The sequence below is a fragment of the Leucogemmata humicola genome, assembly GCF_055379415.1.
Genome location: NZ_AP040875.1, coordinates 1,683,616 through 1,710,234, shown reverse-complemented (window position 1 = coordinate 1,710,234; position 26,619 = coordinate 1,683,616). Strand labels below are relative to the sequence as shown.

Below are 26,619 nucleotides of genomic sequence, written 5' to 3'. Positions count from 1 at the left end.
AGGCAAAGCCTAGGCCGACAAGAAATTGCGTCGAGAAACGAGGCCTCAGAGGCTGGATGGGCGCAGGTTTTGGTGGCGAACTGAGCTTCCTCGTCCGAGTCAGGTCAATCGCAGAACGAGGTTCACCGCTTCCGACTGCCGTTCCCATTTCCCCTGCTCGGCGTCGAGGGCGCGACGTCCGGCAGCGGTCAGGGCGTAGTATCGCGCACGGCGATTGTGCTCGGTGACCTTCCATGTCGACGACACGAGGCCTTGTCGCTCCAGGCGATAGAGCGCCGGGTACAGCGAGCCCTGATTGAGCTGGAACACGCCGCGCGAGCCTTGCTCGAGGCGCTCGGTGATTCCCCAACCGTGCATCGCGCCCAGTTGAAGCATCTTGAGGACGAGCATATCGAGCGTACCCTGCAGCAAATCGTCGCGTGCGGCCGGCGGCATCGAGCCCTCTTTAGGCAGTCGAAAGGAGAGGCTTCAACATCGCCGCACCGCGCGACGGGTTCAAGGGAAACGGGACGGACCGGCCGCGTCGAGACGATCAGCGCGGCGGAACGCGCCACTCCATCCGGCTGAAGGTGTCGTCGCGCGCGTAGAACGTCGTGTCGGCGAGATGGAGGTCGCCTGCGTTCAAGCGCAGTCCAATCGGACGATCGATGGCGACGCCACAAACGACGAATCGCCCATCGGGATCGACTTTGGCGGTCTGCTGAGCGACCGTCACCGCAACCGGGCCGCCCCCCGATGAGACATTCTCAAAGTCCGCCTGCCACCGCGCCAACACCTCAACGCCACTCGGCAACTCACTACCGACCAGCGAAACGCGGCCCACGATCGCCGTCGTATTCTTCCCTCTTCGAGCCCCCTTGCACAGATCGGCGAGGAGGTCGGTGAGCGGCGGCACCTTGAGTTGAACGTCGACGACGCGATCGCGCGGGACTTCGACGACCTGCGTCACTCGACGCGCCGGCACGTGCGCGACCAGCATCGTGTCCGCCGCGGTGATGGTATAGCGACCCGGGATCATGCGCCTGATCGAAAACACACCGTCGGCTACAGTGACGACGGTGTCCGGACTGCCATCGATCGAGACGACGGCGTTTGCGACGCCGGTTTTCGCCGCAGTCTGCACGACGCGTCCGTCGATTCCCGTCGCGGGCGCGCGCCAACTCGTGCCATCTGGCCAGTCGGCAACGAGCACTTGTCCGCCGGTCTCGTCGATCTGCACGGCCCGGACGTCCGTGCGATCCTCACGACGACGAGGCGAGAAAGCCGGAGGATTGCCAGCCGACCGCAGCGTTCGAAACAGCTCCAGGTTCACGAGGCGCAACGTCCATCGCTCCACGAACGAAACGCCATTCGCTACCGTAGCAAACTCGAGGTGGCCCCCAGCGTGGAGATCCATCGCCGGACGCTCGAGCGCCGTGTATAGAAAATCGAGAGATCGCAGAGCCGGCGTTGCACGATCGAGCCACAGGATTCCGGCAACATCGACGAGCGAATCGCGCGCGGATGCGGGAGCGGGTTTGAACGCGACCCCAATCTGCCCGGGATGCGCCGCATCGTCGGGCGCGAGGCGAAAGCAATGCGTCGACGCGAACGACTCGTCGAGCAGCACGTCGGCATCCGGGGCAAAAAACGTTCGCCCATCCGCGCCCTCGGTCATGTACCCCGTTCGCGCAAACTCCGCGGCCGACGCTGACGCGACGAATGGTCTCGTCGTCGTACCGGTCGCGACGTGCGTTTGCACGTGGAGAATCAGATCGTTGGTCGGCGCGAACTGGCGCTTGAACGTCATCGACGTCGCTTGCGCTCGGTTCGACTCGCGCGCCACAACGGTAGCGAGGAGTCCAGCGCGCGCCTGTTCCCATACTTGAAACGCCGGCCCGCGATCGTCGGACCCCGGACACAATTCGCGTCCCGACACTCGCATGGCTAGCAGCGTGGTTGGCAATCTGGCCATCGAGATCGGAATCGGCTGGCCAAAGGGGGGCGTCAGCGATACCTCGCGCGGCTGAAATCCGATGCGAATTACACGCAGGCGCATTGCACGGGGAGCCGCGAGCGTAAAGCGGCCGGCGCCATCGGAAATCGTGCGAGCCGCCGTCGCTCCCGACGAGTCGATGACCGACACCACGGCGCCGGACACGGACACACCGGCAGCGCTGTCGCTCACGACACCGCGCAGTTGCTGCGCGTGCATCGGAAGTGCGAAGGCAAAACAAATGGCTACGGCGAACCCAACAATGGTTACCGCCCGTCTCATCGAACCGATGCTCCGACGCTAGAGAGTCGAGAGCATGTTACGCCCCGCCATTTCGCTCCGCGATGCACGCGACATTACGATTTGATGATTCCGCGCGGGTGGCGTGGCAGCGCGCGCCGGCTTACCGCTGGTATCCCATGTTCTATCCCTAACCCAGGCCCCTTCCCGGCTGCGCGCGCGTTCAACAGTATTTACGCCGAGTCAACAACCGCCTCCGGGAGGCCTCATGCGCGCTCTACGCGTTGCCGGTGTCACGCTGTCCTTTGCGAGCATCGCGCTCGCGCCAATCACCGCGCAGCAACGCCCGCAGAATCGCATTGCGCTGGAGCAGTATCTCGATTGGGAAGAAGTCTCTAATCCACAGCTGTCGCCTGACGGCACTCAGATCCTGTTCGGCCGCCGATGGGTCGACAAGATGAACGACCGCTGGGAATCGTCCATCTGGTTGATGAACGCAGACGGCACGCATCAACGCGCGTTGGTGCAAGGATCCGACGTGCAGTGGTCGCCCGACGGCAAGCGCGTCGCGTACATCGCGAAGGGTGAGCCGAGCGGCTCACAGATTTTCGTGCGGTACATGGACGCCGAGGGATCAGTTACACAGATCTCTCATCTCACCGAATCGCCATCGGCGCTCGAGTGGTCGCCCGACGGCAAGACGCTCGCGTTCAACATGAACGTTGCGGTGCGCGACAACTGGCGTATTCCAATGCCCACGCCTCCCAAAGGCGCGAAGTGGACGGAGCCGCCGAAGGTCATCACGCGACTCAACTTCCGCTCGGATCGCGTTGGCTACACCGACGACTACTATCGTCACGTGTTCGTCATCCCGGCCGACGGCGGCACGGCGCGCCAGGTCACCACGGGCGACTGGAACTACTCGGCACCAACGTTCTCCGCGGACGGCAAGTGGATCGCCTACTCATCGCTGCGTGAACCGGGCGCCGAGAACGCATTCCGTAAATCGCAGATCTATGCTCAGAACGTTGCGACCGGCGAAGTGAAGCAGCTCACCCACCGCAACGGCACGAGCAGCGGCCCGTCGTATTCACCCGATGGCCGGTTGATCGCCTTCATGTCGGCCGACTCCACCGATCACTCGGCATGGGCCGAGACGAAGCTGTGGATGATGAACGCCGACGGCACGAACCCGCACATCGTGTCGGGCAACCTCGATCGTCCGATCTCGGGCGTGACCTGGGCCGACGACAATAGCGGCGTGTACTTCAGCGCCGAGAGTGAAGGTTCAAAGAATCTGTATTTCGCGTCGACCGCTGGTCAGTTCCGCCCAGTGACGAGCGGCAAGCACATGCTCACGGTCAGCAGCTTCACTAAGACTGGCGTGGCCGTTGGTGTTCGCTCGACGCCCACAAAGTCGAACGACGTCGTGACGTTCACGGTTCCGAAGACCGGCACCGCGTCGACGTTCACGCAGCTCACCGCTGTCAACGACGACGTGCTCGCGGGCAAAGAGCTCGCGCAGACTGAAGAAGTCTGGTACACGTCGAAGGACGGTCTGAAGATTCAAGGTTGGATCGTGAAGCCCCCGGGCTTCGACCCGTCGAAAAAGTATCCTCTCATTCTCGACATTCACGGCGGCCCGCAGGCGATGTACAACGTGGGCTTCAGCTTCTCGCGTCAGGATCACGCGGCGAGCAACTACGTCATTCTCTACACGAACCCGCGCGGCAGCACCGGCTATGGTGAGAAGTTCACCAATGCGATCAAGAACGCCTATCCGGACAAGGATTTCGATGACCTGATGGTGGGCGTCGACACCGTGATCGGTCGCGGGTACATCGACCCGAAGAATCTCTTCGTGACCGGTTGCTCTGGCGGCGGCGTGCTGACGGCGTGGACGGTCGGCCACACCGATCGTTTCGCGGCGGCCGCGTCGCTCTGCCCAGTGATCAACTGGCTCAGCTTTGTTGGCGAGACGGACGGCGCGAGCTGGTACATGAACTTCGAGAAGCCGTTCTGGGAGGATCCGAGCGAGCACCTCAAGCGCTCGCCGATCATGTACGTCGGCCACGTGAAGACGCCGACTCTGCTCATGACGGGCGTTCTCGATCTTCGTACGCCGATGCCCCAGAGCGAGGAGTTCTATCGCGCACTCCGGCTGCGGAACGTGCCCACGGCGCTCATTCGCGTAAACAACGAGTATCACGGAACGTCGAGCACACCGTCGAACTTCCTGCGCACGCAGCTGTACCTGCGCAGCTGGTTCGAAAAGTATGGCAGCAAGCCAAGCGGTGCGATCACAACGACGCAGGAACGCTAGGCGGCAAAGCAGCTCACTGAGACAACAGAACAGCAAACGAATTGAGCGGATGACACGTCGTCATCCGCTCAATTCGTTTTCAGTGTGCCGACGACTCGATCTTTCGTGCAATCCGCGCAATTTCCGCGTCGAGCTGCTCGAGCCGTTGTGTCTTCCATTCGCGCATGAAGCGCAAGAACTCGTTCTCCGCGCGGTGCTGCGCGCGCGCCGCGATCGCGGTGAGTCCGGCAATCGCCCGACGCGGCGGCGCCAAGCCGCTGTCGTCCGGCTCGACGCCTAGCTTGAGCTGAGCGCGCCGCCGCGCGTCGATCGCACCCGCCATTTCGATTTCGTCGACGAGACGCACCACCAGCAACTGCATGTCGTGTACGACACCGAGCAGGTCCTGCAGCTCGGACAGTGAACGTGCGACATCCGCGGCCTCAGTCGACTCGAGTGTCTCGGCGAGATAGCGAAGCTTCTTGGCCGCAATTCGCGCTGCATGAATCGCGTCGACGTCGGCGAGCGACTCCACTCGCTCCACCCTGCGAGCCAGACGGCGACTTCCGCTTCGGAGTGCGTCCGCCACGGCGGAAGACATGCGGTGGTCGACCGAACCGCCGCCGTTGACGTGAAGTGAGTATGTGGCAAGATCGCGGCGAAGCGCCTCGACGACCTTTGGTAGGCGTCGCTGCACACTCTCGAGTGCCTTTGCATGTGCAGCACTCCCTTCGCGCTCGAGCGACGCCGCGAGGTATTTCGCACCGGTGCGCTCGCGGACACTCAGATCTGCCTGTTCGGCGAACCACTCGCGCCATACCTCGATATCGCGCGCTCCATTCGTGGCGCGAACGAGTCGCTTGAGACGACGATACGTTCGCCCACGCATGCTGTCGTCGAGGTACGGGCGAAAGGTCCGAAGCCAACTGCGCAGCCGGCGCAGCGAGACGCGGAGATCGTGCAGCGCCTCGGGCGCTGCGGTATCCAGCGTGTCGAGCGCAGCGACGCAGGCGTCGAGCCGCACGTTCGCGACGACGCGCGCGGCCAACGCGGCCGGCCGGTTCAACAGCGCGGGTGTCACGCTGGCGTTCATTTGACTTCGATCGCTCGCACGGCGGGATCAGCCGGAGGAAAGCGGAGATCGAGATCGTCGAGCGCATCCGCGATCGTGCGCGCGATCAACCAATTGCGAAGTTCCTTGTCGTCGGCCGGAACGAGGTACCAGGGCGCGTGGTCCTTGCTGCAATTCGAAAGAATGCCCTTGTACGCTTTGGTGTACGCGTCCCATCGCTGACGATCATCGAGGTCGCCGACGCGAAACTTCCAGTTCTTCGTCTCGTCGGTGAGGCGTTCCTGGAGACGGCGCCGCTGTTCATCGCGCGACACGTGCAGAAAGAACTTGAGAATGACCACGCCATTCTCACTCAACATCCGCTCGAAGTCGTTGATCTGATCGTACCGCGCCGACCAAACGCGCTTCGGCATATCGTGGTGCACGCGCTCGACCAGCACGTCTTCGTAGTGAGACCGATTGAAGATGCCAATCATGCTGCGCGGAGGGATACGCTCGTGCACGCGCCACAGATAGTCATGCAACCGCTCGGCCTCGGTGGGCGCCTTGAAGCTGGTGACTTCGCAGCCCTGCGGATTCACCTCGTGAAACACGTGCCGAATTGTGCCGTCCTTCCCCGACGCATCACGGCCTTGGAGTACGATCAATAGGGCGTGCCGTGCATCGGCGTAGAACACACGCTGTAGCTTTGCGATTCGATCCGTCTCGTGCGCGACCAACTCTTCGAGCTCGTCGCCCGATGGTGCGTTCTTCGGGCGATGCGCATCGCTGTCGCGGAGGCGGATCTTGGTTTTCGCGTCGATCGGTTTGAGTTTGAGCGACATAGCGTCCTAGTAGCGAAGTTCCGCGCCGTTCACCACGCGCCAGGTATCGCGGGCGATCAGAAGTTCCTCATCGGTCGGAATCACCCACAGCTCGACTCGCGAGCCGTCGGCATCGACGCGCCCCTCCGTGCCGTGCGCCGCCTGATTCTTGGCATCGTCGAGACGAAGACCAAGCCAGTCGAGGCTGGAACAGATTCGCGATCGAATCTCCGGTGAATTTTCACCGATGCCGCCCGCAAAAATGATGGCGTCGGCACCATTCATCGCCGCGAGGTACTCACCGATGTACTTCTTGGCGCGATAGCAAAAGACGTCGACCGCCAGCCGTGCGCGACGATCACCATGCTCCGACTCCTCGGCAAGCAGCTCGCGCATGTCGGCCGTGAGGCCAGACACGCCGAGCAACCCCGACTGCTTGTTCAGCATCGCATCGACGTCGCGGAGCGTCATCCCTTCCTTCACCGCGATGTACTCGAGAATCGCCGGATCGAGATCGCCCGAACGCGTTCCCATCACCAGACCTTCGAGCGGCGTGAATCCCATCGACGTGTCGACCGACGAGCCGCCGACGATCGCACAGGCAGAGGCGCCATTGCCGAGGTGCAGCGTGATGATCTTCGTGTCCTCGCGCGATCGGCCCGTGAGTTGGCGATAGCGATAGGCGATGTACCGATGCGACGTCCCGTGAAAACCGTACCGTCGCACACCGTAGCGACGATAGAACTGATACGGAATTGCGTAGAGATACGCCGTGTCCGGTAGGCTGTGATGAAAGGCCGTGTCGAACACCGCAACCTGCGGTACTCCGGCACCGAGTACGGCGCGCGCCGCCGCAATGCCGCGCAGGTTGTGCGGATTGTGGAGCGGTGCGAGCTCGATGAGATCCTCGACGCCGCGCCAGACTTCATCCGTGACGAGGGTTGAATGCGTGAAGCGTTCACCGCCGTGCACCACGCGATGTCCAACGGCCTCGATCTCGGCAACACGTGAAACCGGAACCTTGGACTCAGGGCTCGTCAGCCATCCGATGATGTACTCGACCGCGGCCGCGTGATCGCGAATCTGGGCACTCGTCTTCGTCGAATGACCGTCGGCGTCACTGAGACTGATCACGGCTTCGCCACCGATGCGCTCCACCTGGCCACGCGCGAGACGGCGATCGCTCGACTCGGCAATCGACGCTTCATCGGTGTCGATCAATTGGAATTTGAGCGACGACGAGCCGACGTTGAGCACGAGAATGTTCACGCCGATCGCTCCTCGAGACGCACGACGTGTGGCGTGTGCCCCGTGTGCGCGAGAAACTTTTCGATATTCGCGCGCGACAGCACGAGCGTCGACGTGTTGATCAGTGGATGGCAGTTCCAGTTGTCGCGTTGCCAGACGTCGGCGTCGACATACAGTTCCACAGCGTGCATTGGATCGTTGGCCAAGCCAAGCACGGTCACCGAACCGGGCGTGAGTCCGAGGTGTTTGTCCAGTCGCTCAGCGGATCCGAAGCTCAGGTGCCCGGCGTTGATGGCGTCAGCGAATTTCTTGATGTCGACGGCCTTCTCGCACGTGGTAACGACGAGGAAATGTCGCCTGCCCGGTTTGTCGCGCAGAAAGAGATTCTTCGTCTGCACCGACGACGGATCGGGAACGGCGGCCAAGGCCGCTTCGCAGGTGAAGACGGCTTCGTGGTCGTAGCGCGTGTAGTCGACGCCCAACTCGGCGAGCACCGCGTAGATGTCAGTCACGTCGTTCCGGTTGACGATCGAGTCGATGCGAACATTCCAATGATACTCAGGTCGCGGCGGTGACTGCCGGATGCGGATCACGCGTGCCGAAGATCGCGATTCCGAGCGCCAACGCCAGCATCGCCGCCACGAACCCGACAACGCCTGGCCATCGTGCGATTCCCCAGAAAACGCCGCCGGCGGAGCCCGCGACGCTCGAGCCGAGGTAGTAGAAGAAGAGATAGAGCGCCGCAGCCTGCGCCTTCGCGTGCTTTGCTTGAAGCCCTACCCAACTGCTGGCGACGGAGTGCGCGCCGAAGAAACCAAAGGTGACCGTTGCAATGCCGACAATGACGAGCCCGATAGGACGCGCGGCAGTGAGCACGATGCCCACGAGCATCACAACGATCATCGCAACGAGCATTCGCCGGCGACCGGTGCGATCGGCGCGTGCCCCGATCCATGCCGACGCGAAGATCCCAACGAGATAGACGACGAAGATGAAGCCGACCGCGGCGTGACTCAACGAGTACGGCGGCTCGAGCAGGTGATAGGTGATGTAGTTGTATGATGTGACGAACGATCCCATGACGAGAAAGCCTTCCGCATACAAAGCAACTAGTCGTGGATCACGGAACTGTTCGGCAAAGGTGACGAGTAGCGCACCAATCCGAAGAGGCCGCGCATGGAAATGCCGGGACGGCGGAAGCGTTCGCCAGAAGATCACCGTCGCGATGAGACCCAGGGTCCCCATGGCTCCGAGCGCGTAGCGCCACGACAGCGCGTCGGTGATAAGCGACGTGATCATGCGACCAACCATTCCACCGAGCCCGTTGCCGCCAATGGCGAGGCCCATCGCCAGGCCGATCGAGCCGGGATGAACCTCCTCGCTCAGATACGCCATGGAAACAGCGGGGAGTCCAGCGAAGGCGAGGCCGGCGAGCGCACGCGTCAACAGAAAGACATCCCACCGAGTCACGAACGCCGAGATGACGGCCAGGAGCGCAGAGAGAAAGAGCGAACCGACCATCATCGATTTGCGGCCACGCGCCTCTGACAAAGCGCCGGCGACGATCATCGCGGGGGCGAGCAGTCCCGTCGTGAGCGACAACGACAGGCTTGCTTCGGTCGCGCTCACGTGAAAGTCCCGCGCGAAGACGGGCATTAGCGGCTGCACGCAGTACAACAGCGCGAAGGTCGCAAAGCCGGCAGAAAAGAGCGCGAGGTTCGTCCGGCGGAATTCCGGTGTCCCGTGGTGAATCAGCGCGGGGCTGTCGCGTTCGGTGGCCACGCGTGAAGCTAATTGACGCCGGTACGAAGTCAGTTGCGCGGACCGCGCGGCGTCGACATCTTCAACACCGAACACACGCCGAAGATTTCATGGCCGCGAAGAAAGCAGCGAATAAAAAGTCCGCGACAGCGAAGGCCGCCGCGTCAAGAACGGCGAAGGCAAAGACAGCCAAGCCGAAGGCAAAGACGCCAAAACCGAAACCGGCCAAGAAAGCGCCGAGCAACGATCCGATCGCTCGACTGCGCGAGATGTGCATGGCGCTTCCCGAGACGACCGAGGTCGAGGCATGGGGCGCACCGACTTTTCGCGTGAAGGGAAAAATCTTCGCGATGTATGCATCGGCCGGGAATCATCACGGCGCCGGCCGCCCGGGCGTCTGGATCCTCTCCGTGAACGTCGAGCAGGACCTCGTGCTGCGCGCGCGCCCAGATCGCTACTTCAAGCCGCCATACGTTGGCCCGAGTGGCTGGATCGGCGCGTGGTTGGACAAGAACCCGCCGTGGGCCGAGATCCAGGAACTCATTCGCGACGCGTGGCGCAGGCGCGCACCGAAGAAGATCGCCGCGCTCGTAGATTGACCTCCATCGGTCACACACGAGCGAAAGAAAACGGGCGGGTGACGATCGAATCGTCACCCGCCCGTTCTTCTTCCCGCCTGCATCGTGTCGTCTACAGTCCGCCGACGCCCGCGCGAATGCGGTTGATCTGATCGGGCATACCGGTGAACAGGCCCTCTGGATAGCGACGGTACTGAAGCATCTGGCTGTAGATGCCCGCCTGGTCGTACGTGTTCAGGCTCGCGCCGGCGAGGAACTGCAGACGCAGGTTGCGATCGGTGTTGATCTGCGCGTCGGCCAGCCACGGGCGAAGCATCGGCTCATTGCCGGCAAACGTCGCGAAGAGCTCTGTCGCCGAGTTGAAGCCGATCTCGCGGAGGGACTGCGCAACCTGGGCATACTCAGGCTGCTGCAACCGCTTCTCGACCTGATCGACGTCGATCTTCATCGTGCCAAGCTGTCCGACGAGGACGAGATCGTAGCCCGCGCCGTTGTTCGTGTTGCCGAACACGACGCCATTCGGGAACGCCTGGAAGAACGTGGCGAGCTCGCTCTTCACCGCGTCGCCGTTGTTCTCGTAGAGCTGCACGAAGAGCGTCACGACGCCACCCGGGTTCAGATGGTCCTTCACGACTTCAAAGAACTCTCGCGTGTACAGCGTCGCCGCGCCCTTCACCCACGGGTCGAGCGGATCGGACGTCACTGCGTCGAACTTTTCCTGCGTCGTGAGAATGAAGTGGCGCGCGTCGTCGATCTGCACGTGCACCTTGGGATTCGTGACGACGTTGTAGTTGTGCGCCCCGAAGTACTTCGAAACAACCTTCGGCACGAGCGGCTCGATCTCGGCGATCGTCTCTCGCTCGAGAGCCGGGCTGATGCTGACTGCGCCCGCGGTCACGCCGGCGCCACAGCCGATGACGAGCACGTGCTGCTTGGTGCTCGTCGGCATGAGCGTCGTGAGGTGGCCGAGCATGCGCTGAAGGCGCATGTCCTGCGGCTCGCTCGACGCCTGCACCTTACCTGCGTTGTGGTAGTTGAGGACGCCGTTGCTCAGTCGCGATACCGCGACTGACGACTGCATGCCCTCGCCCATGTAGATGAAATCGTTCTCGTTGCTGAGACGATTCGCGAACCAACGACCGTAGCCGACGAGCAGCGGCGGAACTGCCGGCACGCTGCCGATGAGCGCAACCGCGATGATACCCGCCGCCAAGCCCCAAACGAATCCGCCCGCTTTGGAGACTGACTTTGCCGCCATGTCCTTCGTCATCGGCACAAGAACGACGAGCGCGCTGAGCGCCGCTGCGCCAATGAGAATGCGTTGCGCACTCTGCGTTCCGAGCCACGCGATGACGAGCAGACTGCCAAACAGAGCACCGACGATTCCGCCGACCGTGTTCGCAGCGTAGACGGTTCCAACGAGGCGCGCCGGATCTTTCTCGTCCTGGCCAACGGCCGCGAGGGCGAGCGGGAAGCTCGCGCCCCACAGAATCGCCGCGGGCAGCACGGCCCACAGACAGCGCACCATGTCGATCTGGAACTGATTCATCGGGTTCGGCGAGAGGCCCGGTGTGATCGGCCAGTACGGAATCTGACGCGTCATGGTGTACGCCGCCCACGCAATGGCGCCGGTCAACAAGAGCTGACAGATACCGAGCGCGCGCTTTGGATCTTCGATCTGGCGCGACAGGATCGAACCGATGCTGCTACCGATGCCGAGGCCCGCGAGGAACGCGGCAAGGATGAGCGAGAAGGTGTACGTCGTGGCGCCAAGCAGGAGCGAGAGGAGACGCGTCCATACCGCTTCGGCGGCCAGCGCCGTTAGACCGGACAGGCCGATCGTGAGATAGACGGGCCACGTTCCGGGTGGAATGAGCGAGCGTAGCGACATCGACGAAGGCACATCGTCCACCGCCTCGTGATACGTGACGTTCGCCAGCGCGAGGCTGGCCCCGGCGACGACGAGGTCGATGACGACAGCGACATACGTCGCGTACGCCATGTCGTGAACGCGCAGGAGATAGAAGCCGGCGAGCAGACAGCCGAACACCGCGCCCGCGATGTTGCCGCCGTAGAAGAAGCCGAGCCAAGACACGCCTTCCTTCGACGTCTCGACCCAACGTGCGATCGCGGGGAGGGTAGCGCCCATGAGGAGCGTGGGCGGCAACAGGCAGAGCGCGCAGAACACGCCGCGGAGGAACACACCGCTCATGCCGTGGACGGCAATCTTGAAGTACAACCCGCCGACGTACGGGAGGCCCCACAGCACGAGCAGGCCGAATACTGCGATCGCCGCTTCGAGCAACGCGTAGACGCGCAGCGGGTGCTGTCGGCGCGAGATGTACTTGGAGAGGAACAGGCTTCCGATGCACATGCCGCCCATGAACGTCCCGAGCAGCACGCCGAGCGACACCGCGGACGACCCGACGATGAGGCTCAGGAGCTGGAACCAGACGATCTCATAGATGAGCGCGGCGCACCCGCTCCCAATGAAAAGGAAGACGAGGGCCGGGAGGAATCGGCTCTGAACGGGTGACGAGGCGGCCTGAACACTGGACGGCGTGTCCGTGTAAGCCTGAGTCCGTCTGGAAGTTTTGGTGGTGGTAGCCACGGCGGGAAGCGGGAAGCGGGGAGGGAGAAGCGTCAATCCGGAGGTGGGAGTTCTGCGTCCGGAACGCCAGACTGAAAAGTGGTCGTCGACACACTACCCGTCTAGACGGGCTGGTGGTCAAATGTGCTGCGATCCGGCGCGGGCTCTTGACGCGCGGTGTGCATGTAGACATCCTACACCCCCAAGGGTGTAGGCGCTCTACACCCACGACCCTCACCGCATGGGCGCCATGTCCCTCTCGCGAATCGAGCTGCTTCAGGGCACGCTGGACTTCATCGTACTCCAGACCCTGCGCTGGGGTCCGCGCCACGGCTATGGAATCGCGCAGCAAATCCGCGCCAACTCCAACGACACGCTGCAGGTCGATACCGGTTCGCTCTACCCCGCCCTGCACCGCCTCGAGCGAAAGAAGTGGATCTCGGCCGACTGGGACGTCTCCGAGAACCGCCAGCGCGTGCGTGTCTACAAGCTCACGGCCGCCGGCCGTAAACAACTCCTCGTCGAACGCACGAAGTGGGAGCAGCTCTCGGCTGCAATCGCCGGCGTGATGCGGCCACCACTCACCGAGGGCGAGTCATGAGGTTCCCGAAGTTTTCGCGGCGACGCGATCAACGTGACCTCGATCTCGACACTGAGATTCGCGCGCACTTCACGATGGCGGTGCGCGACCGAATTGCTCGCGGCGAATCACCGCGCGACGCTGAAGCGGCCGCTCGCCGCGAATTCGGCAACGTCGGCCATGTAAAAGAGGTGACGCGCGAGATGTGGGGCGGCGTGTGGCTCGAGCGCTTGATTCAGGACCTGCGCTTTGCCGTCCGATCTCTGGCCCGCGCGCCTGGCTTCACGATCGTCGCGACGCTCACACTCGCCCTCGGCATCGGCGCGAACACGGCGATGTTCACGGTGCTGAACGGGGTGCTTCTGCGTCCATTGCCGTTCGCCAATGCGCAGCGATTGTTCGTGGCGTCGTACATGCCGCCGCGCAGCCAGTTCATGCCTACGCCGGCGATGTACGACGCCAACTACGTCGAGCTGGAAAAGAACAATTCGATCTTCGAACGGCTATCCACGTATTCGATCGATCGGTTGACCATGACTGGCGTTGGCGATCCGTTGCGCGTGAGCGCGGCACGCGCGACGCCCTCGCTCTTTCCCGTGCTCGGAGTCAGACCTCAGCTCGGACGTGCGTTCGATGAATCGGATGCAGGCGCAGAGGGCGGAAACACGGTGTTGCTCTCGGATGCGCTGTGGCATCGTCGTTTCAATGCCAATCCGTCAGTGGTCGGAACGAGCGTGATGCTCGAGGGCGTTTCACGGACGGTCGTGGGAGTCATGCCGGCATCGTTCGACTTCCCGGCGGGCACCGACATGTGGATGCCCTGGCGTGTGACTGTGTCGCCGAACCAGGTGCGCCTCATTCCCGCGCTGGGCCGGCTGAAAGCCGGTCTCAGCGCCGAGCGCGCGCAGCAGATGTTCTCGGCGGAAGCCACACATCTCACGCTCGTCGACGACAACAAACGAGAGCAACTCGTTCCCGATCTGCGGTCGCTCAAGGCGACGATGGTCGGCGACGTTCGTGCGCCGTTGTTCATCTTCGCTGGCGCGATCGCGTTCGTGCTGTTGATCGCGTGTGCCAATGTGGCGAACCTGCTGCTGATGCGCGTGTCATCGCGCGACCGCGAGATTGCGCTTCGCACCGCGTTGGGTGCTGGACGCTGGCGTCTCGTTCGCCAGCTTCTCACGGAAACGCTGACGCTGACGATGGCCGGCGCAGTTTTGGGCGTGGCGCTGGCGTATGGCGCGTTGCGGGTCCTCCTCTCGCTCGCGCCGCAAGGAATGCTTCCGCGAACCGAGAGCATTCGCATCGACCCCTGGACGCTGCTGTTCACGGCGGGGTTGTCGCTCGTGACCGCGGTCGTGTGCGGCCTCGTTCCGGCAATGCATGGGTCGGAGAATCGCCTGCATTCGACGCTCACCGCCGGCGCGCGCACGATCGCCGGAGGTCATCAGCGCCTTCGCTCGATGCTCGTGATCGGCGAGATCGCGCTCGCACTCGTGCTGCTCACTGGCGCTGGGCTCCTGCTGCGCAGCTTCCATCAAATGCGTTCAGTGGATCTTGGCTTCCAGCCGCAAAACACGTTCGCGGTGACGGTCGATCTTCCATCGTCGCGCTATCGCACCGACGCCGAGATGCGAGAGTTCCACCGTCGAGTGCTCGGCAACCTCGCGGCCATTCCGGGCGTCGACGCGGTGGGAGCGATCAATTGGCGCCCTCTTGGTGACGCCCTCATCGCCGGTGATTTCAAGATTGAGAACGGCGCGGAATTCCCGAAGCATTATCTCGTCGACAAGCTGTCGGTGACATCGGGGTACTTTCGCGCGATAGGAATTCACATCGAGCGCGGCCGTGATTTTACCGCGGCAGACCGCGCCGATGCGCCCGGTGTCGTGATCCTCAGCCGATCGGTTGCCAACAAGTTCTGGGGTGGCAACGCCGCGTTGGGAAAGCGCATCTCGATGTCGGACAATCCGACGCCCGCTGATTGGCTGACCGTGATCGGGATCGTGAACGACGTCGTGCAGAACGGCGTGACGTCGAGTCCCGATGCGGCGAGCTACGTACCGATCGATCAAACGAAGTCGCAGTTCTTCCTCGGTCACGTGACGTTCGTGCTGCGACCCAACGCAGGCGCCGTCACGGCACCGATATCGGCGGCAGCCACACATGTGCTGCGCGAAGCCGACCCCAATCTCGCGGTCGAAACGGTCACACCGATGGCCGATCTCATCGCGCATACGACGCGCGAACCGCGGTTCCAGTCGCGAATGCTGGTCACCTTTTCGCTCGCTGCGCTAGTGCTCGCCGTGATTGGGATCTACGGCGTCTTGTCGTACGGCGTGGCGCAGCGACGACAGGAGATCGGTGTTCGCATCGCGCTCGGCGCAACACGAAGTGAGGTAATACGGATGGTGATTCACCGGACTGCAGTGCTCGCGATTCCAGGAATTCTCACTGGCCTCATCGCGTCGTTCGCGCTCACGCGCGTGCTCGGACGATTCCTGTTTCAAGTGACACCCACCGATCCAGTGACGTTCGCGCTGGTCGCGCTGCTGCTTGGCGTCGTCGCGCTCGCGGCGGCAGCGATTCCCGCTAGACGTGCTGGCAGCGTCGATCCAGTCGAGGTCCTGCGATGATGAACAAGCTGAAGCAACGTACGCAACGTGACGCCGACCTCGACGCCGAAATTCGCGCGCACTTCGAGATGGCGGTTCGCGATAGGATGGCGCGCGGTGAATCGCGCAGCGACGCCGAGGCCGCGGCTCGCCGCGAGTTCGGCAACGTTGGCCACGTGAAAGAAGTGACGCGCGAGATGTGGGGCGGTGTGTGGCTCGAACGGTTGCGACAAGATCTGCGCTTCGCCACACGATCGCTCTCACGCGCGCCGACATTCACGGTCGTCGCCGCACTCACGCTCGCACTGGGAATCGGCGTCAACACGGCGATGTTCGCGGTCGTGAATGGCGTGCTGCTTCGCCCGTTGCCGTTCGCGAATCCCGAACGGTTGTTCGCCGCATCGTTCTCTTCGCCCACGCAATTCGGGCGGGGGGCCGTGATGTTCGACGATCACTACGTGCTGTTCGAGAAAGACACGTCGATCTTCGAGCGGCTGGCGACCTATACGACGAGGTCTCTCACCGTCACCGGCGTTGGCGATCCATTGCAGGCGAGTGCAACGCGAGTGACGCCTCAATTCTTCAACGTGCTCGGGGCGCGTTCGCAGGTCGGCCGCTTGTTCGACGAGAATGAAGCAACGAGCGATGGCGGCACGTCGGTGATCCTCTCCGACGCGCTCTGGCGTAGTCGCTTCAACGCCAATCCGTCGGTGGTCGGCACGAACGTCATGCTCGATGGCGTGAGCCGGACAGTGGTCGGCGTGATGCCGGCGTCATTCGACTTTCCCGCCGGTACTGACGTGTGGCAGCCTTGGCGGGTGATCGCCGACCCAAAGAATAACGTAAGCCTCCTTCCTGTGATCGGGCGGCTGAAACCCGGAGTGTCGGCGCAACAAGCGCAGCAGATGTTCGCGGCGTTTGCGCCGAATCTCCCGATCGTCGACGGTCCCCCGCGCAGGGGACTCGTTCCTGAGCTCATCCCGCTCAAGACGCTACTGGTCGGCGACGTGCGCACGCCGTTGCTGATCTTCTCCGGCGCGATCGGATTCGTGCTGTTGATCGCATGCGCGAACGTCGCGAACCTGTTGCTCATGCGCGTCGCGTCGCGCGATCGAGAAATGGCAGTGCGCGCGGCACTCGGCGCGGGGCGCTGGCGACTGGTTCGTCAAATGCTCACCGAAACGCTGGTTCTCACGACAATCGGCTCGGTCGCCGGAATCGGAGTCGCGTGGGCGACGCTCCGCTTGCTGCTCGCGCTTGCGCCGCAGAAGATGTTGCCGAGGGCCGACGGAATTCGGCTCGACCCGTGGACGCTCGGGTTCACGGCGGGTTTGGCGATCGTCACCGCGATCGTCTGCGGAGCGATTCCGGCGCTCCATGCGTCCGAGCATCGGCTACGCGACTCGTTGGCCGCCGGGGCACGCACACTCACCGGTGGGCGCCAGCGCCTGCGATCCTTCCTCGTCGCCGGTGAGATCGCCCTCGCGCTCGTCCTATTGACTGGTGCCGGTCTCCTCCTTCGCAGCTTCGAGCGTTTGCGTTCGGTCGAGCTCGGATTCGATCCCCGCAACGTGCTCGCGGTGACGGTCGATCTTCCACCGGCGCGCTACCCCGACGCCACCGCGATGCGAGAATTCTACGCGCGCGTTCTCGCGAACCTCGGCGCGATTCCTGGTGTGGAAGCGGCGGGTGCGATCAACACGGTGCCGGTTGTCAGCAAGAACGGCATCTCCGGAGGTTTTTCTCTCGAGGACGGACGCGAAGTTCCGAGGGGGTATAGCGCGAGCGCCCTCTCCGCGAGTCCTGGATACCTTCGCGCGATGGGTATTCGTATCGAACGCGGACGCGACTTCACCGCAGACGACCGAACGAACGGAGCGCGCGTGGTGATCCTGAGTCATTCAGTCGCCGAGAAGTTCTGGCCAGGGGAGAGTCCGATTGGCAAACGAATCACGTCGGCCAATAACCCGATGCCGTCCGACTGGAAGACGATCGTCGGCGTCGTGGAAGACGTCGCTCAGGGCGGCGCGAAGTGGGGCAGGGTTGCCGCGACCTACACTCCAATCGCGCAGACCGACGTGCCCTTCTTTATCAGGCGCGTGACGTTCCTCGTAAAGCGTCGTGAGGACGCAGCCTTGACGCCGATTGCCGTGGCAACGACGCACGTCGTGCGCGAAGCCGATCCAAATCTCGCGATCGCGACGGCGGCGGCAATGCCGGATCTCATCGGCAAAACGACCGCGGAGCCGCGCTTTCAGTCGCGCATGCTGTTGACGTTTTCGCTCGCCGCGCTCGTGCTGGCGATGATCGGCGTCTACGGCGTGTTGTCTTACGGCATCGCACAGCGAACGCAGGAGATCGGCGTGCGGATGGCGCTCGGCGCGACGTCGGGCGAGGTGGTGCGCATGGTCCTGCGCCGAACGACGATGCTCGTGGTTCCGGGCATCGTCGTCGGGCTGGGCGCTTCGTATGCGCTGACTCGCGTGTTGAGTCGTTTTCTCTTTCAGATCACGGCGACTGATCCGGCGACGTTCGTCGTCGTTGCGGGAACTCTGGTCGTCGTTGCGATTGCCGCTGCGGCGATTCCGGCACGCCGGGCCGCGCGGATCGATCCAGTTGGCGCGCTACGCTGAGTTACTCTTTTCGCCGGGTCGATGACGATCCTGTCCCCGACCCGGACCCCTGCGAGGAGGACGAACTCGACGCTTGTTGACTGTGCTTGTCGCGCATGTGCTTCGTGAGGTCTTCCTGTGAGTCGAGGTGCGCGCCGCATTGACGGCAATCGAAGCTGTGGTCGTGGGCCATGGTGAAGGTCCTCAGGGTTGGGGCCGGTGCGTCGCTTGATCGTAGCGACGCGTGACAGCCAGGACTCGGCAGCCGCCGCACGGCGCGTGCCCGGTCCGGCGTCGTCACGGATGACCTCGCGCTCTTAGTGCAACCTGTGCATTTTCCCGCCGACTAAACACAGATGCATCCTTGCACGCGTGGAGGGGGGCCAATTGCGTACTAAATGGATGATGACAGTTCCGGCGGTTGTGATGTTCGCCGGTTTGGCGTGGGTACATCAGGCGCAGCATCGGCTGAATCCGGTCATCGAGTTGCTCGCGCAGAAGAAGCCGGTGTTCGGCGTGTACGCGCCACGCAACGGTCGTGGTGGGCGTGGCGGCGCCGCTCCCGCGGCGGACGCGCCACCGCCGAAGACCGCGGCGCAGTTGGCGCAAGACGCGATCGCGTACAAGAATGCCGACTTCGATTTCGATGGCACTATGGAGGGCAACTTCGACGCTGCCTTCCCGGCATTTGCCGAGTTCATGAAGGGGATGGCGGACAACGGCTTCGCGCAAACGTCGCCGTCACGCCGGATTCATCATCCGATGTTCGTGAAGACGCACGAGATTGCCGAGAATCCGACACTCGCGGCGTCGCGCATTGGACGTCAGTTGAACGAGGGCGTCAGCGGCATTGTGTTTGTCGGCGTCGAAAGCGCGGAAGAAGTGAAGACGGGTCTCGCCGCGATGCGCTTCAAGTCGAAAGGCGGAACGCGCCCGGACGACGCCGGCAACGCGCCGAAGTATTGGGGCATGAGCGACAAGGAGTACAAAGAAAAGGCCGACGTGTGGCCGCTCAATCCGAACGGCGAGCTCACGAACTGGACAATCGTCGAGAGTAAGGAAGGCCTGAAGCACATCCGTGAGATTGCCGCTGTAAAGGGCATCGCGGTGCTCTTCCCTGGCGCCGGCACGCTGCGCGGCGTGTTCACCGATACCGTCGGAGGCGAGCGGAAGTTCGACGCGGCGGGTTGGGAGAACGCCATTCAGACCGTGCTGGCCGCGTGCAAGGAGTTCAAAGTGCCCTGCGGCTACCCAGCGACCGCGAACGACATCGAAGAGCGGATGAAGCAGGGCTTTAGTCTTTTCGTAATGAACTGGGGCGAGCCCGGGTTCAAGACCATCGAGATTGGGAAAAAGGTCGCAGGCCGCGACGGGGAGATGCCTTAGTTTCGCGTATTGCTAAACAGCGGGAGAGAGACGGACGGGCCGGTGTCCGCAGCGCGGGCCAGTGGCAATGCTGCCAAACTGCGGCAGCATTGCCACTGGCCCGCGCTGCGGACACCGGCCCGTCCGTCTCTCGCGTTGGGGTGAAACACCGAGATGCGTCCAGCGCATCTCGCCTCGCTGGTGCGCTCGTTCCTCGCGTCCGCGTGCACCACGCGCGCTCGAAGACTTGCGGCGACACGATTGTGCACAGCCTTACTCGGATGAGTTGCGGGGCCACGGTGTCGCAGCGCGGGCCAGCGGCAATACTGCCGGCAGTATCGGCAGTATTGCCCAGGTCGCGCGGAGACAGCGTGGCCCCGCAACTCATCACGCGCAGTTAGTAGCTAGCCCAAACTCCCGGCGTAGCAAATTCGATCGAGTGGCCATCGGGATCGCGGACGTAGAGACTGACGCCGCCGCGTTCCCATTGAACTTCGCTTTCGATCGCCACTCCCTGGTGCACTAGGTGCGCGCGCCACGCGTTGAGCGTCTCGGGCGCAATGGCGAAGGCGAGGTGTTGAACTCCCGTTCCGCCATGTCCGGGGACCAATCCGCCGGGCGTAGGAAGCGGCTCGCTCGTCGCGCCTCGCTTGAAGAGCAGCAGAACGCTGGGCGCATTGATGCTGAGCGCGAGGAGGCGGTGGGTATCCAAGAGCACAGTGCCGCCGAGGATGTCGACGTAGAAGCGACGCGCAATGGCGAGGTCGTCGACGTAAAGCGCGCTCTCGAGAACGCGCGCCAGTGGCGGCGGAACTGACGCTGACGACTGTGCCAGAGAAGGATTCGTTGACATGCGGTGTAATTCACGTGAACCGCAACGACTGGTCAACGCTCAATCCTCTAGTCCAGCGTTGCCGCGTCCGGTAACTTGTCGAGCACGAAGATCCCAATTGCCGCCCAGGCGCGTCGCGCTGGGCGGAGCCAACTTCGATGAGTCATCCCAGATGATGCCCCGCCTCAACACCAGCATCCTGCGGACCGCCGTATTCGGTGCGTTCGCAACCGTGCTTACCGTCGCCGCGCTCCCAGCGCAGCAGATGGTGACCGAGACGCGCGATCCGAAACAGAAGCAGGATCCGGAATTCGCGAAGCTCTACACCGAGTGGACCCGTTCGCCGGAATTCGGCAGTCCGCTCGTCGATCACCTTCCGCTCGTGTCGGGCATTCCGACGCCGAAGGAAGTGCTCGGTTACTACATCGGCGCGCCGGCGAAGCTCACGTACTACGCCGACATCCTGAAGTACTACCGTGCGCTCGCCAAGGCGTCGCCGCGGGTGAAGATCGAGACGATCGGCAAGTCGGACGAAGGGCGCGAGCTCGTCATCATCTACGTGTCGTCGGAAGACAACATCAAGAACCTCGCGGCGAACAAAGCGAAGCTCGCCAAGATCGCTGATCCGCGCGGACTCAGCGACGCGCAGATCAAGGATCTCATCCAGACGACGAAGCCGCACTACCACCTCATGGGTGGTCTGCACAGCGGCGAGACGGGTCCGTCGGAAATGCTAATGGAGCTCGCGTATCGTCTCGTGACCGAGACGTCGCCGCTGATCAACCAAATCCGCAACAACGTCATCGTGTCGATCACGCCAGCCGCCGAACCGGACGGCCGCGATCGCAACGTCGACTGGTTCTATCGCAGCCTCGACTTCCCAGCTGATACGACGCCTGGTGGCGGTCGTGGCGGCGGTGCAGGCGGACAGCTCCCGTACTGGGGCAAGTACGTCTTCCACGACAACAATCGCGACATCAACCTGTCGCAGATGTCGATGCGCGCGATCACGGATTGGTACTTCACGGCGCACCCGCCGATCATCCACGATCTGCACGAAGCACAGCCGTTGATGTACACGTACAGCGGCGGCCCGCCGCAGAACCCCAACCTCGATCCGATTCTGTTCGGCGAGCTTCCGTTCTTCTCGAACTGGGAGTTGGCGCAGATGACGAAGTGGGGCATGCCTGGCGTGTACACGTTCGCATTCATGGATGGCTATTCGCCGGGCTACCTCGGCTCCGTTGCGTACAACCACAACGGCATGATGCGCATGTACGAAACGCAGTCCGGTCGCGAGCAGACGCCCGCGGCGACCACGGCTGCGAAGCCGGATAGCGCGGCAGCGGTGACCGTTGCCGCCACGCCGGCGAACGATGCGGCCGGTGCGGCTGGTGGTCGTGGCGCTGGTGGTGGGCGCGGAGGACGTGGTGGTGCGGGCGGCGGTCGCGCGGGTGCGGCAGCACCGGGCGGCGCTGTCGCGCCAGCCGGCGCCGCGGTCCCGACGGCTCCTACGACCGGTGGTCTGGTTCCGGCAGGCGCGCCCTTCCCCGGTGGCTTTGGGGGCGGTCGCGGCACGGGCGCCTTCTCGGCGTGCAACGGCGGACGCTCCACCGTTCCGACGGGCTGCGGCGGCGCGCAGGATCGCGAGTGGTATCGCGGAATTCCGATTCCACCGAACGGCATCCAGAACTTCACGCGTCGCAACAACACGAACTACATGCAGACCGGCGTGCTGTCGGCGCTGCAGCTCACGTCGATGTTCCCGAACCTCATCATCGAGAACTTCTACATCAAGACGAAGCACTCGCTCGAAGCGGGCGCGGCAAAGGCACCGTACGCGTACGTGATTCCCGTGCAGCGCGACATGACGCGCGTCATCGCACTACTCGAGATCATGCGCGCGCAGGGCATCGAAGTCGGCGAGCTCTCGTCGGAGTTCAAGATCGGAACCGACTCGTATCCAGCCGGCTCGTACGTCATCAAGCTGAATCAGCCATACGGACGTCTCGCAAAGAACCTCTTCGAGCGACAAGACTACCCGGATGCGGCACTCACGACGTACGACGACAGCGGTTGGTCGATGGGCTACGCGTTCAACGTCGACGTGAAGGAGATCAAGGACAAGTCGATCCTCACCGCGCCGGCACCGTTGATCAAGAAGGCGGAGCTCAAGGGAAAGATCGCGGGCAGCGGCACGGCTGGCCTCGCCGTCGCGCACCTGGGCTCGAACAACATGATCGCGTTCCGCTACAAGCTGAAGAACGTGGCGATGAAGATCGCCGAGCAGTCGTTCACGGCGGAGGGCGTCACGTTCCCGGCCGGCTCGTTCATCATCACCGGATCGGCGGCCGATCAGCAGGCGGCGCGCACTGCGGCAATCGAGTTCGGACTCACTGGCGCGGCACTCTCGTCGGTTCCGACGGTCGCAATGCATGAAGGCGACCCGCCGCGCGTGGCGATCTATTCGCAGTGGAGCGGCACCCAGGAACTCGGTTGGTATCGTCACGCGTTCGATCAGTTCGGCATTCCCTTCGACCTGATCTACAAGGAGCGCGTGGCGAAGGGAAATCTGAAGAACGATTACGACGTGATCATCATGGCGGCGCAGAACATCAACCGCGCATCGGTGCTCGCACCGAAGGCGGCGCGTCCGCAGCCCTATCAGAAGACTGACAAGTTCAAGTTCCTGGGCATGTACGGTGAATCGGCCGACATCAGCGGCGGCTTCGGCCAGGAAGGCGTCGACGCGATCGACAAGTTCCTCGACGCTGGTGGTACGCTCATCACGACGCTGCAGGCGGTGCGCTATCCGATCGAGTTCGGCTTGGCACACACGGTCGATCTCGAAACGCCGACCGGCATCAATGCGCAGAAGCCGCTCATTCAAGCCGAGATCACGAAGACGGATTCACCGGTCTTCTACGGCTACGGCAACAAGATCTTCCCGATCAAGTACGGCCAGGGCTCACAGGTCTTCCGCGTGGGCGTTGCGGACCAGGGCAACGTCCTCGCGACGTACGTGGGCGGCGACGCTTCGGTGCTCAGCGGCTTGATGACTGGCGCCGACAACCTGCGCGGTCGTGCGTTCGCGGTCGACGTACCCAAGGCGCACAACGGGAATGGTCGCGTGATCATGTTCGCGAACAACCCGATCTACCGTTGGCAGAACCATGGTGAGTTCAACATGGTGTTCAACTCGATCATGAACTGGAACGACGTACCGGCGCCGGCTCCGGCGCGGCCGCAACCCTGATACAGGTCTGAGGTCTCTGGTCCCTGGTCTGAGGGGAAAGCAAAAAACGCTCGGGATGCCAAAATGCGCATCCCGAGCGTTTTTGTTTTCCCCTGAGACCAGAGACCTCAGACCAGAGACCTCGACCGGAGACCTATCGTCCGGCCTGGAACGCTTTGATCTGACGCACGGCGTACTCCACCTTCATCTCGAAGGCTTTCTTGCCGAGTTCCGGCGTGGAGCGACGCGCATCGCCGCTAATGCCGTTGTTCACGCGCGGCGCCGCGGGAGCACCAGCAGGTGCGCCAGCCTGACGAACGTCGCCGAGTGCAGTGGGAATGAGGCTGGTGCGCGTCCAGGTCTCGCCGCCGAGATACCACATCTCTGAAGTATCAGGAATGCCGGCGTGCGAGCTGACGGGATAGCCGTTGGCCTCGAGCCACTTGTCGAAATCGCCCTGCGCCTTGGCGTAGACTTCGTCGCAGAAGAACACGCGCACACCCTTTGACGCGTACTTGGCGTCGAGCTTCTTCGCGACTTCGCCGTAGACGTTCGTGCCGCCGCCGTGATCCTGCATGAGGACGACGGTCTTGAAGCCGGTCTTGATCGCTTCTTCCGACAAACGCTCGAGCACGACGCCGAGGATTTCAGGCGTGAGACCGATCGTACCCGGCAACTGCGCGCTCGCGTTGTTCGGCGTGTACGCGAGCACGGGCATGGCGATGGCGTTGCCGAGACGAAGCGCGATCTCCTTGACGGTGGCACGTGCCATGAGCGTGTGTCCGCCGTTCACATTCTGCGGTCCGCGCTGCTCAGTGCCGCCGGTATAGAACAGCGCCGTCGTCTTCCCGCTCTCCATGGCCGCCTTCACTTCGGGCCACGTCATCATTTCGAACTCGACGAGCGGCTCCTTGCCTCGAGCGGGCGTCGCCATGGATGTGGCTGGCGCGGCGGTCGAATGCGCGCACGCAACGGTGGGCAGCGCAATCAGCGCGAGGAACAAACGGCGGTGCATGAAAGCTCTCCTTTACCGGCGCGCGGGCCGGCGACTGATCGGTGGAAGTCCGCGACAACTGGCGGATCGGTCAGCCAAATTCGAACAAAGTCCGCGCGGGCGGAAGGGGCGCTGACTCAACTCATGGCGCGTCGAATGGGAAGATGCGCTTCCAATCGTTTTTCATGCTGACGACGATCCATTTCTTCGTCGTGGCCTCGCGCATGAGCGCGTCGTCGAACTTTCCGATCTTTGCCGTTGGGCCATAGGCATACTCGCGCACGGCGTCGTCGTGGTGGACGAGCAACATGAGGCGCGCGCCGTCACCGGCTTGCGTCCACTCGAGCATCTCGCGGTCGCCGGTGGAATTGCCGAATGCGGCGCGCGGACGACGACCAATCACCAGGTTGATGCCCTCAGGCTTTCCCGGGCCATCATCGACGTACATGATCTCCGGCAATTTGATGAGCGACGGAATCCCGTTCGTGATCTCGTACTTCACCTTGGCCGCGCTACCGATGACTTGTTCCGGCGGCACGCCATACGTCGGCTGGGCAAAGGAGCGCACGAATTCTTGGCCGCCGCCGGTGACGATGAACGTGCGATAGCCATTGGCCCGCAGCAGCGTCATCACTTCGAGCATTGGTTGGTAGATGAGCGACGTGTACGGACGCTTGAAGCGGTCGTCTTTCGCCGACGCGAGCCAGTCCTTGACGATTTTCTGAAATGCATCGACGCTCATTCCGGCGTGCGTCGCAACGATGATCTTGACGAAGTCGTGCTCGGTGAACGCTTCGATGGCGGCGCGATCGCGCGTCAGAATTGCCTTGTACGGATTCGTCGTCTTCCACTCGGGATGCTGCGGGGCGAGCGCGGCAATGCGCGCGAAGGCGAAGATACCCTGAGTCGGCATCGGCTGTTCGACCCAGAGCGTGCCGTCGTTGTCGAACGTGGCGATTCGCTCGTCGGCGGGAACGAACATCGGGCTCGCTGCGTCGGTGGTGCTTCGTACGAAGTCGACTATTGCGCGCCGTGCCGCGCCGTCGTTCCACGACGGCAGCGGGTTGGTCTGCGCAGGTATCTGGGCGAACGCGACCAGAGACGCGCCAACGACGGCGACGCGGCGAGTGAGCGACGGCATATGAGAACTCCGATGTCGAAAGGCCGAGAGGTGCGTGCAGGTTGCGCGCCGAGTACCGGCCTACGGCACGCCCGATGCTTTTTGTGCAGGCTGGAAGGCACGCACACACAACGTCATCGCGCCGATTCGTCGGATGAGGGATGGTCGTATGAGGACAGCAGAGATCGGAACGCCGCGCGTTCGTCGCACGGTGAGCGCGCTCGTGATTGCGGCAGCGATCGTCATACCGGGAACGGCGGCGAAAAACTCGTCGATGACCTCGACGCTATCCGGCACCGCGTGGCAACTCGTCGGGATCGACGCGCGACATGCCGGCGTCACGACGCCCGACGACGGAACGAAGTACACGCTCTCGTTCGGCGCGGACAAGCGCGCGCTCATTCGCGCCGACTGCAACCGCGGCGTGGCATCATGGCACTCGACCGAAGAGACCGATCTCGCGTTCGGCGGCGCGCGCATGACGAAAATGAAATGCGCCGAGGGCTCGATGCACGAGCGATTTGTAAACGACCTCGGCTACGTGCGCTCGTATTCGTATCAGGATGGCCACCTCTTTCTTGGCCTCGGCGACGATGGCGGTACGCTCGAGTTCGCCCCGATGAAATAGCTGGAGCCCAAAGAAAAAGTGGCCAAAAGTGACGTGACCGCTCACAGCAGGGGTTAGATTTCTGTGACG

At 63.1% G+C, this 26,619-nt stretch carries 19 protein-coding genes; 8 read left to right on the top strand and 11 right to left on the bottom strand.

Annotated elements, in window-relative coordinates; translation table 11 throughout:
• Positions 1–99: 99 nt before the first annotated feature.
• The gene (locus AC6H4Z_RS06970) at positions 100–435 is read right to left on the bottom strand and encodes a PadR family transcriptional regulator (protein ID WP_497546025.1); all 336 of its coding nucleotides are present in this window, start codon (positions 433–435) and stop codon (positions 100–102) included.
• Positions 436–532: 97 nt separating this feature from the next.
• Positions 533–2,257 carry a carboxypeptidase regulatory-like domain-containing protein gene (locus AC6H4Z_RS06965; protein WP_497546024.1) on the bottom strand — a complete coding sequence of 575 codons (1,725 nt, stop codon included), beginning with the start codon at positions 2,255–2,257 and terminating at the stop codon, positions 533–535.
• Positions 2,258–2,483: 226 nt separating this feature from the next.
• On the opposite strand from AC6H4Z_RS06965, the gene AC6H4Z_RS06960 reads away from it, so the two are divergent.
• The gene (locus AC6H4Z_RS06960) at positions 2,484–4,538 is read left to right on the top strand and encodes a S9 family peptidase (protein ID WP_497546023.1); all 2,055 of its coding nucleotides are present in this window, start codon (positions 2,484–2,486) and stop codon (positions 4,536–4,538) included.
• A gap of 79 nt (positions 4,539–4,617) precedes the next feature.
• On the opposite strand, the gene AC6H4Z_RS06955 is transcribed toward AC6H4Z_RS06960, so the two are convergent.
• The 5 genes from AC6H4Z_RS06955 to AC6H4Z_RS06935 are packed head-to-tail and all read right to left on the bottom strand — an operon-like array spanning position 4,618 to position 9,422.
• Positions 4,618–5,610: a CHAD domain-containing protein gene (locus tag AC6H4Z_RS06955; RefSeq protein ID WP_497546022.1), complete on the bottom strand. Its 993-nt coding sequence runs from the start codon at positions 5,608–5,610 to the stop codon at positions 4,618–4,620.
• A complete protein-coding gene (locus tag AC6H4Z_RS06950) occupies positions 5,607–6,413 on the bottom strand; it encodes a PPK2 family polyphosphate kinase (protein WP_497546021.1) in 807 nt (268 codons plus the stop codon). The genes AC6H4Z_RS06955 and AC6H4Z_RS06950 overlap by 4 nt, the downstream gene beginning before the upstream one ends.
• 6 nt (positions 6,414–6,419) lie before the next feature.
• Complete coding sequence (locus AC6H4Z_RS06945; RefSeq protein ID WP_497546020.1) at positions 6,420–7,661, bottom strand: acetate/propionate family kinase; 1,242 nt, start codon at positions 7,659–7,661, stop codon at positions 6,420–6,422.
• Positions 7,658–8,233, bottom strand: coding sequence for a prolyl-tRNA synthetase associated domain-containing protein (locus tag AC6H4Z_RS06940; RefSeq protein WP_497546019.1), 576 nt, complete (start codon positions 8,231–8,233; stop codon positions 7,658–7,660). The genes AC6H4Z_RS06945 and AC6H4Z_RS06940 overlap by 4 nt, the downstream gene beginning before the upstream one ends.
• On the bottom strand, positions 8,199–9,422 hold the full coding sequence (locus tag AC6H4Z_RS06935; RefSeq protein WP_497546018.1) for an MFS transporter: 1,224 nt from the start codon (positions 9,420–9,422) through the stop codon (positions 8,199–8,201). Before AC6H4Z_RS06935 ends, AC6H4Z_RS06940 begins: the two co-directional genes overlap by 35 nt.
• 89 nt (positions 9,423–9,511) lie before the next feature.
• Between AC6H4Z_RS06935 and AC6H4Z_RS06930 the strand changes: the two genes are divergently transcribed.
• Complete coding sequence (locus AC6H4Z_RS06930; protein ID WP_497546017.1) at positions 9,512–10,000, top strand: MmcQ/YjbR family DNA-binding protein; 489 nt, start codon at positions 9,512–9,514, stop codon at positions 9,998–10,000.
• A gap of 91 nt (positions 10,001–10,091) precedes the next feature.
• Here the strand turns inward: AC6H4Z_RS06930 and AC6H4Z_RS06925 are convergent, their stop codons facing one another.
• A complete protein-coding gene (locus AC6H4Z_RS06925) occupies positions 10,092–12,590 on the bottom strand; it encodes a fused MFS/spermidine synthase (RefSeq protein WP_497546016.1) in 2,499 nt (832 codons plus the stop codon).
• A gap of 229 nt (positions 12,591–12,819) precedes the next feature.
• On the opposite strand from AC6H4Z_RS06925, the gene AC6H4Z_RS06920 reads away from it, so the two are divergent.
• The 4 genes from AC6H4Z_RS06920 to AC6H4Z_RS06905 all read left to right on the top strand — a co-directional run bounded on the left by AC6H4Z_RS06920 (position 12,820) and on the right by AC6H4Z_RS06905 (position 19,762).
• On the top strand, positions 12,820–13,170 hold the full coding sequence (locus tag AC6H4Z_RS06920) for a PadR family transcriptional regulator (protein ID WP_497546015.1): 351 nt from the start codon (positions 12,820–12,822) through the stop codon (positions 13,168–13,170).
• Positions 13,167–15,785: an ABC transporter permease gene (locus tag AC6H4Z_RS06915; protein WP_497546014.1), complete on the top strand. Its 2,619-nt coding sequence runs from the start codon at positions 13,167–13,169 to the stop codon at positions 15,783–15,785. Before AC6H4Z_RS06920 ends, AC6H4Z_RS06915 begins: the two co-directional genes overlap by 4 nt.
• Positions 15,782–18,397 carry an ABC transporter permease gene (locus tag AC6H4Z_RS06910; RefSeq protein WP_497546013.1) on the top strand — a complete coding sequence of 872 codons (2,616 nt, stop codon included), beginning with the start codon at positions 15,782–15,784 and terminating at the stop codon, positions 18,395–18,397. The genes AC6H4Z_RS06915 and AC6H4Z_RS06910 overlap by 4 nt, the downstream gene beginning before the upstream one ends.
• Before the next feature lie 381 nt (positions 18,398–18,778).
• On the top strand, positions 18,779–19,762 hold the full coding sequence (locus AC6H4Z_RS06905) for an aldolase/citrate lyase family protein (protein WP_497546012.1): 984 nt from the start codon (positions 18,779–18,781) through the stop codon (positions 19,760–19,762).
• Positions 19,763–20,138: 376 nt separating this feature from the next.
• Here AC6H4Z_RS06905 and AC6H4Z_RS06900 read toward each other — a convergent pair whose 3' ends face one another.
• On the bottom strand, positions 20,139–20,594 hold the full coding sequence (locus tag AC6H4Z_RS06900; RefSeq protein WP_497546011.1) for a VOC family protein: 456 nt from the start codon (positions 20,592–20,594) through the stop codon (positions 20,139–20,141).
• 151 nt (positions 20,595–20,745) lie between these two features.
• Between AC6H4Z_RS06900 and AC6H4Z_RS06895 the strand changes: the two genes are divergently transcribed.
• Complete coding sequence (locus AC6H4Z_RS06895; RefSeq protein ID WP_497546010.1) at positions 20,746–23,829, top strand: M14 family zinc carboxypeptidase; 3,084 nt, start codon at positions 20,746–20,748, stop codon at positions 23,827–23,829.
• Between the two features lie 133 nt (positions 23,830–23,962).
• On the opposite strand, the gene AC6H4Z_RS06890 is transcribed toward AC6H4Z_RS06895, so the two are convergent.
• Both AC6H4Z_RS06890 and AC6H4Z_RS06885 read right to left on the bottom strand, forming a co-directional pair.
• Positions 23,963–24,823 (bottom strand): creatininase family protein, encoded by an 861-nt coding sequence (locus AC6H4Z_RS06890; RefSeq protein ID WP_497546009.1) that lies wholly within the window; start codon positions 24,821–24,823, stop codon positions 23,963–23,965.
• 121 nt (positions 24,824–24,944) lie between these two features.
• Entirely contained in the window at positions 24,945–25,943 is a 999-nt protein-coding gene (locus AC6H4Z_RS06885; protein WP_497546008.1) for an HAD family hydrolase, read from the bottom strand.
• Between the two features lie 148 nt (positions 25,944–26,091).
• On the opposite strand from AC6H4Z_RS06885, the gene AC6H4Z_RS06880 reads away from it, so the two are divergent.
• The gene (locus AC6H4Z_RS06880; RefSeq protein ID WP_497546007.1) at positions 26,092–26,550 is read left to right on the top strand and encodes an META domain-containing protein; all 459 of its coding nucleotides are present in this window, start codon (positions 26,092–26,094) and stop codon (positions 26,548–26,550) included.
• The last annotated feature ends 69 nt before the right edge of the window (positions 26,551–26,619 follow it).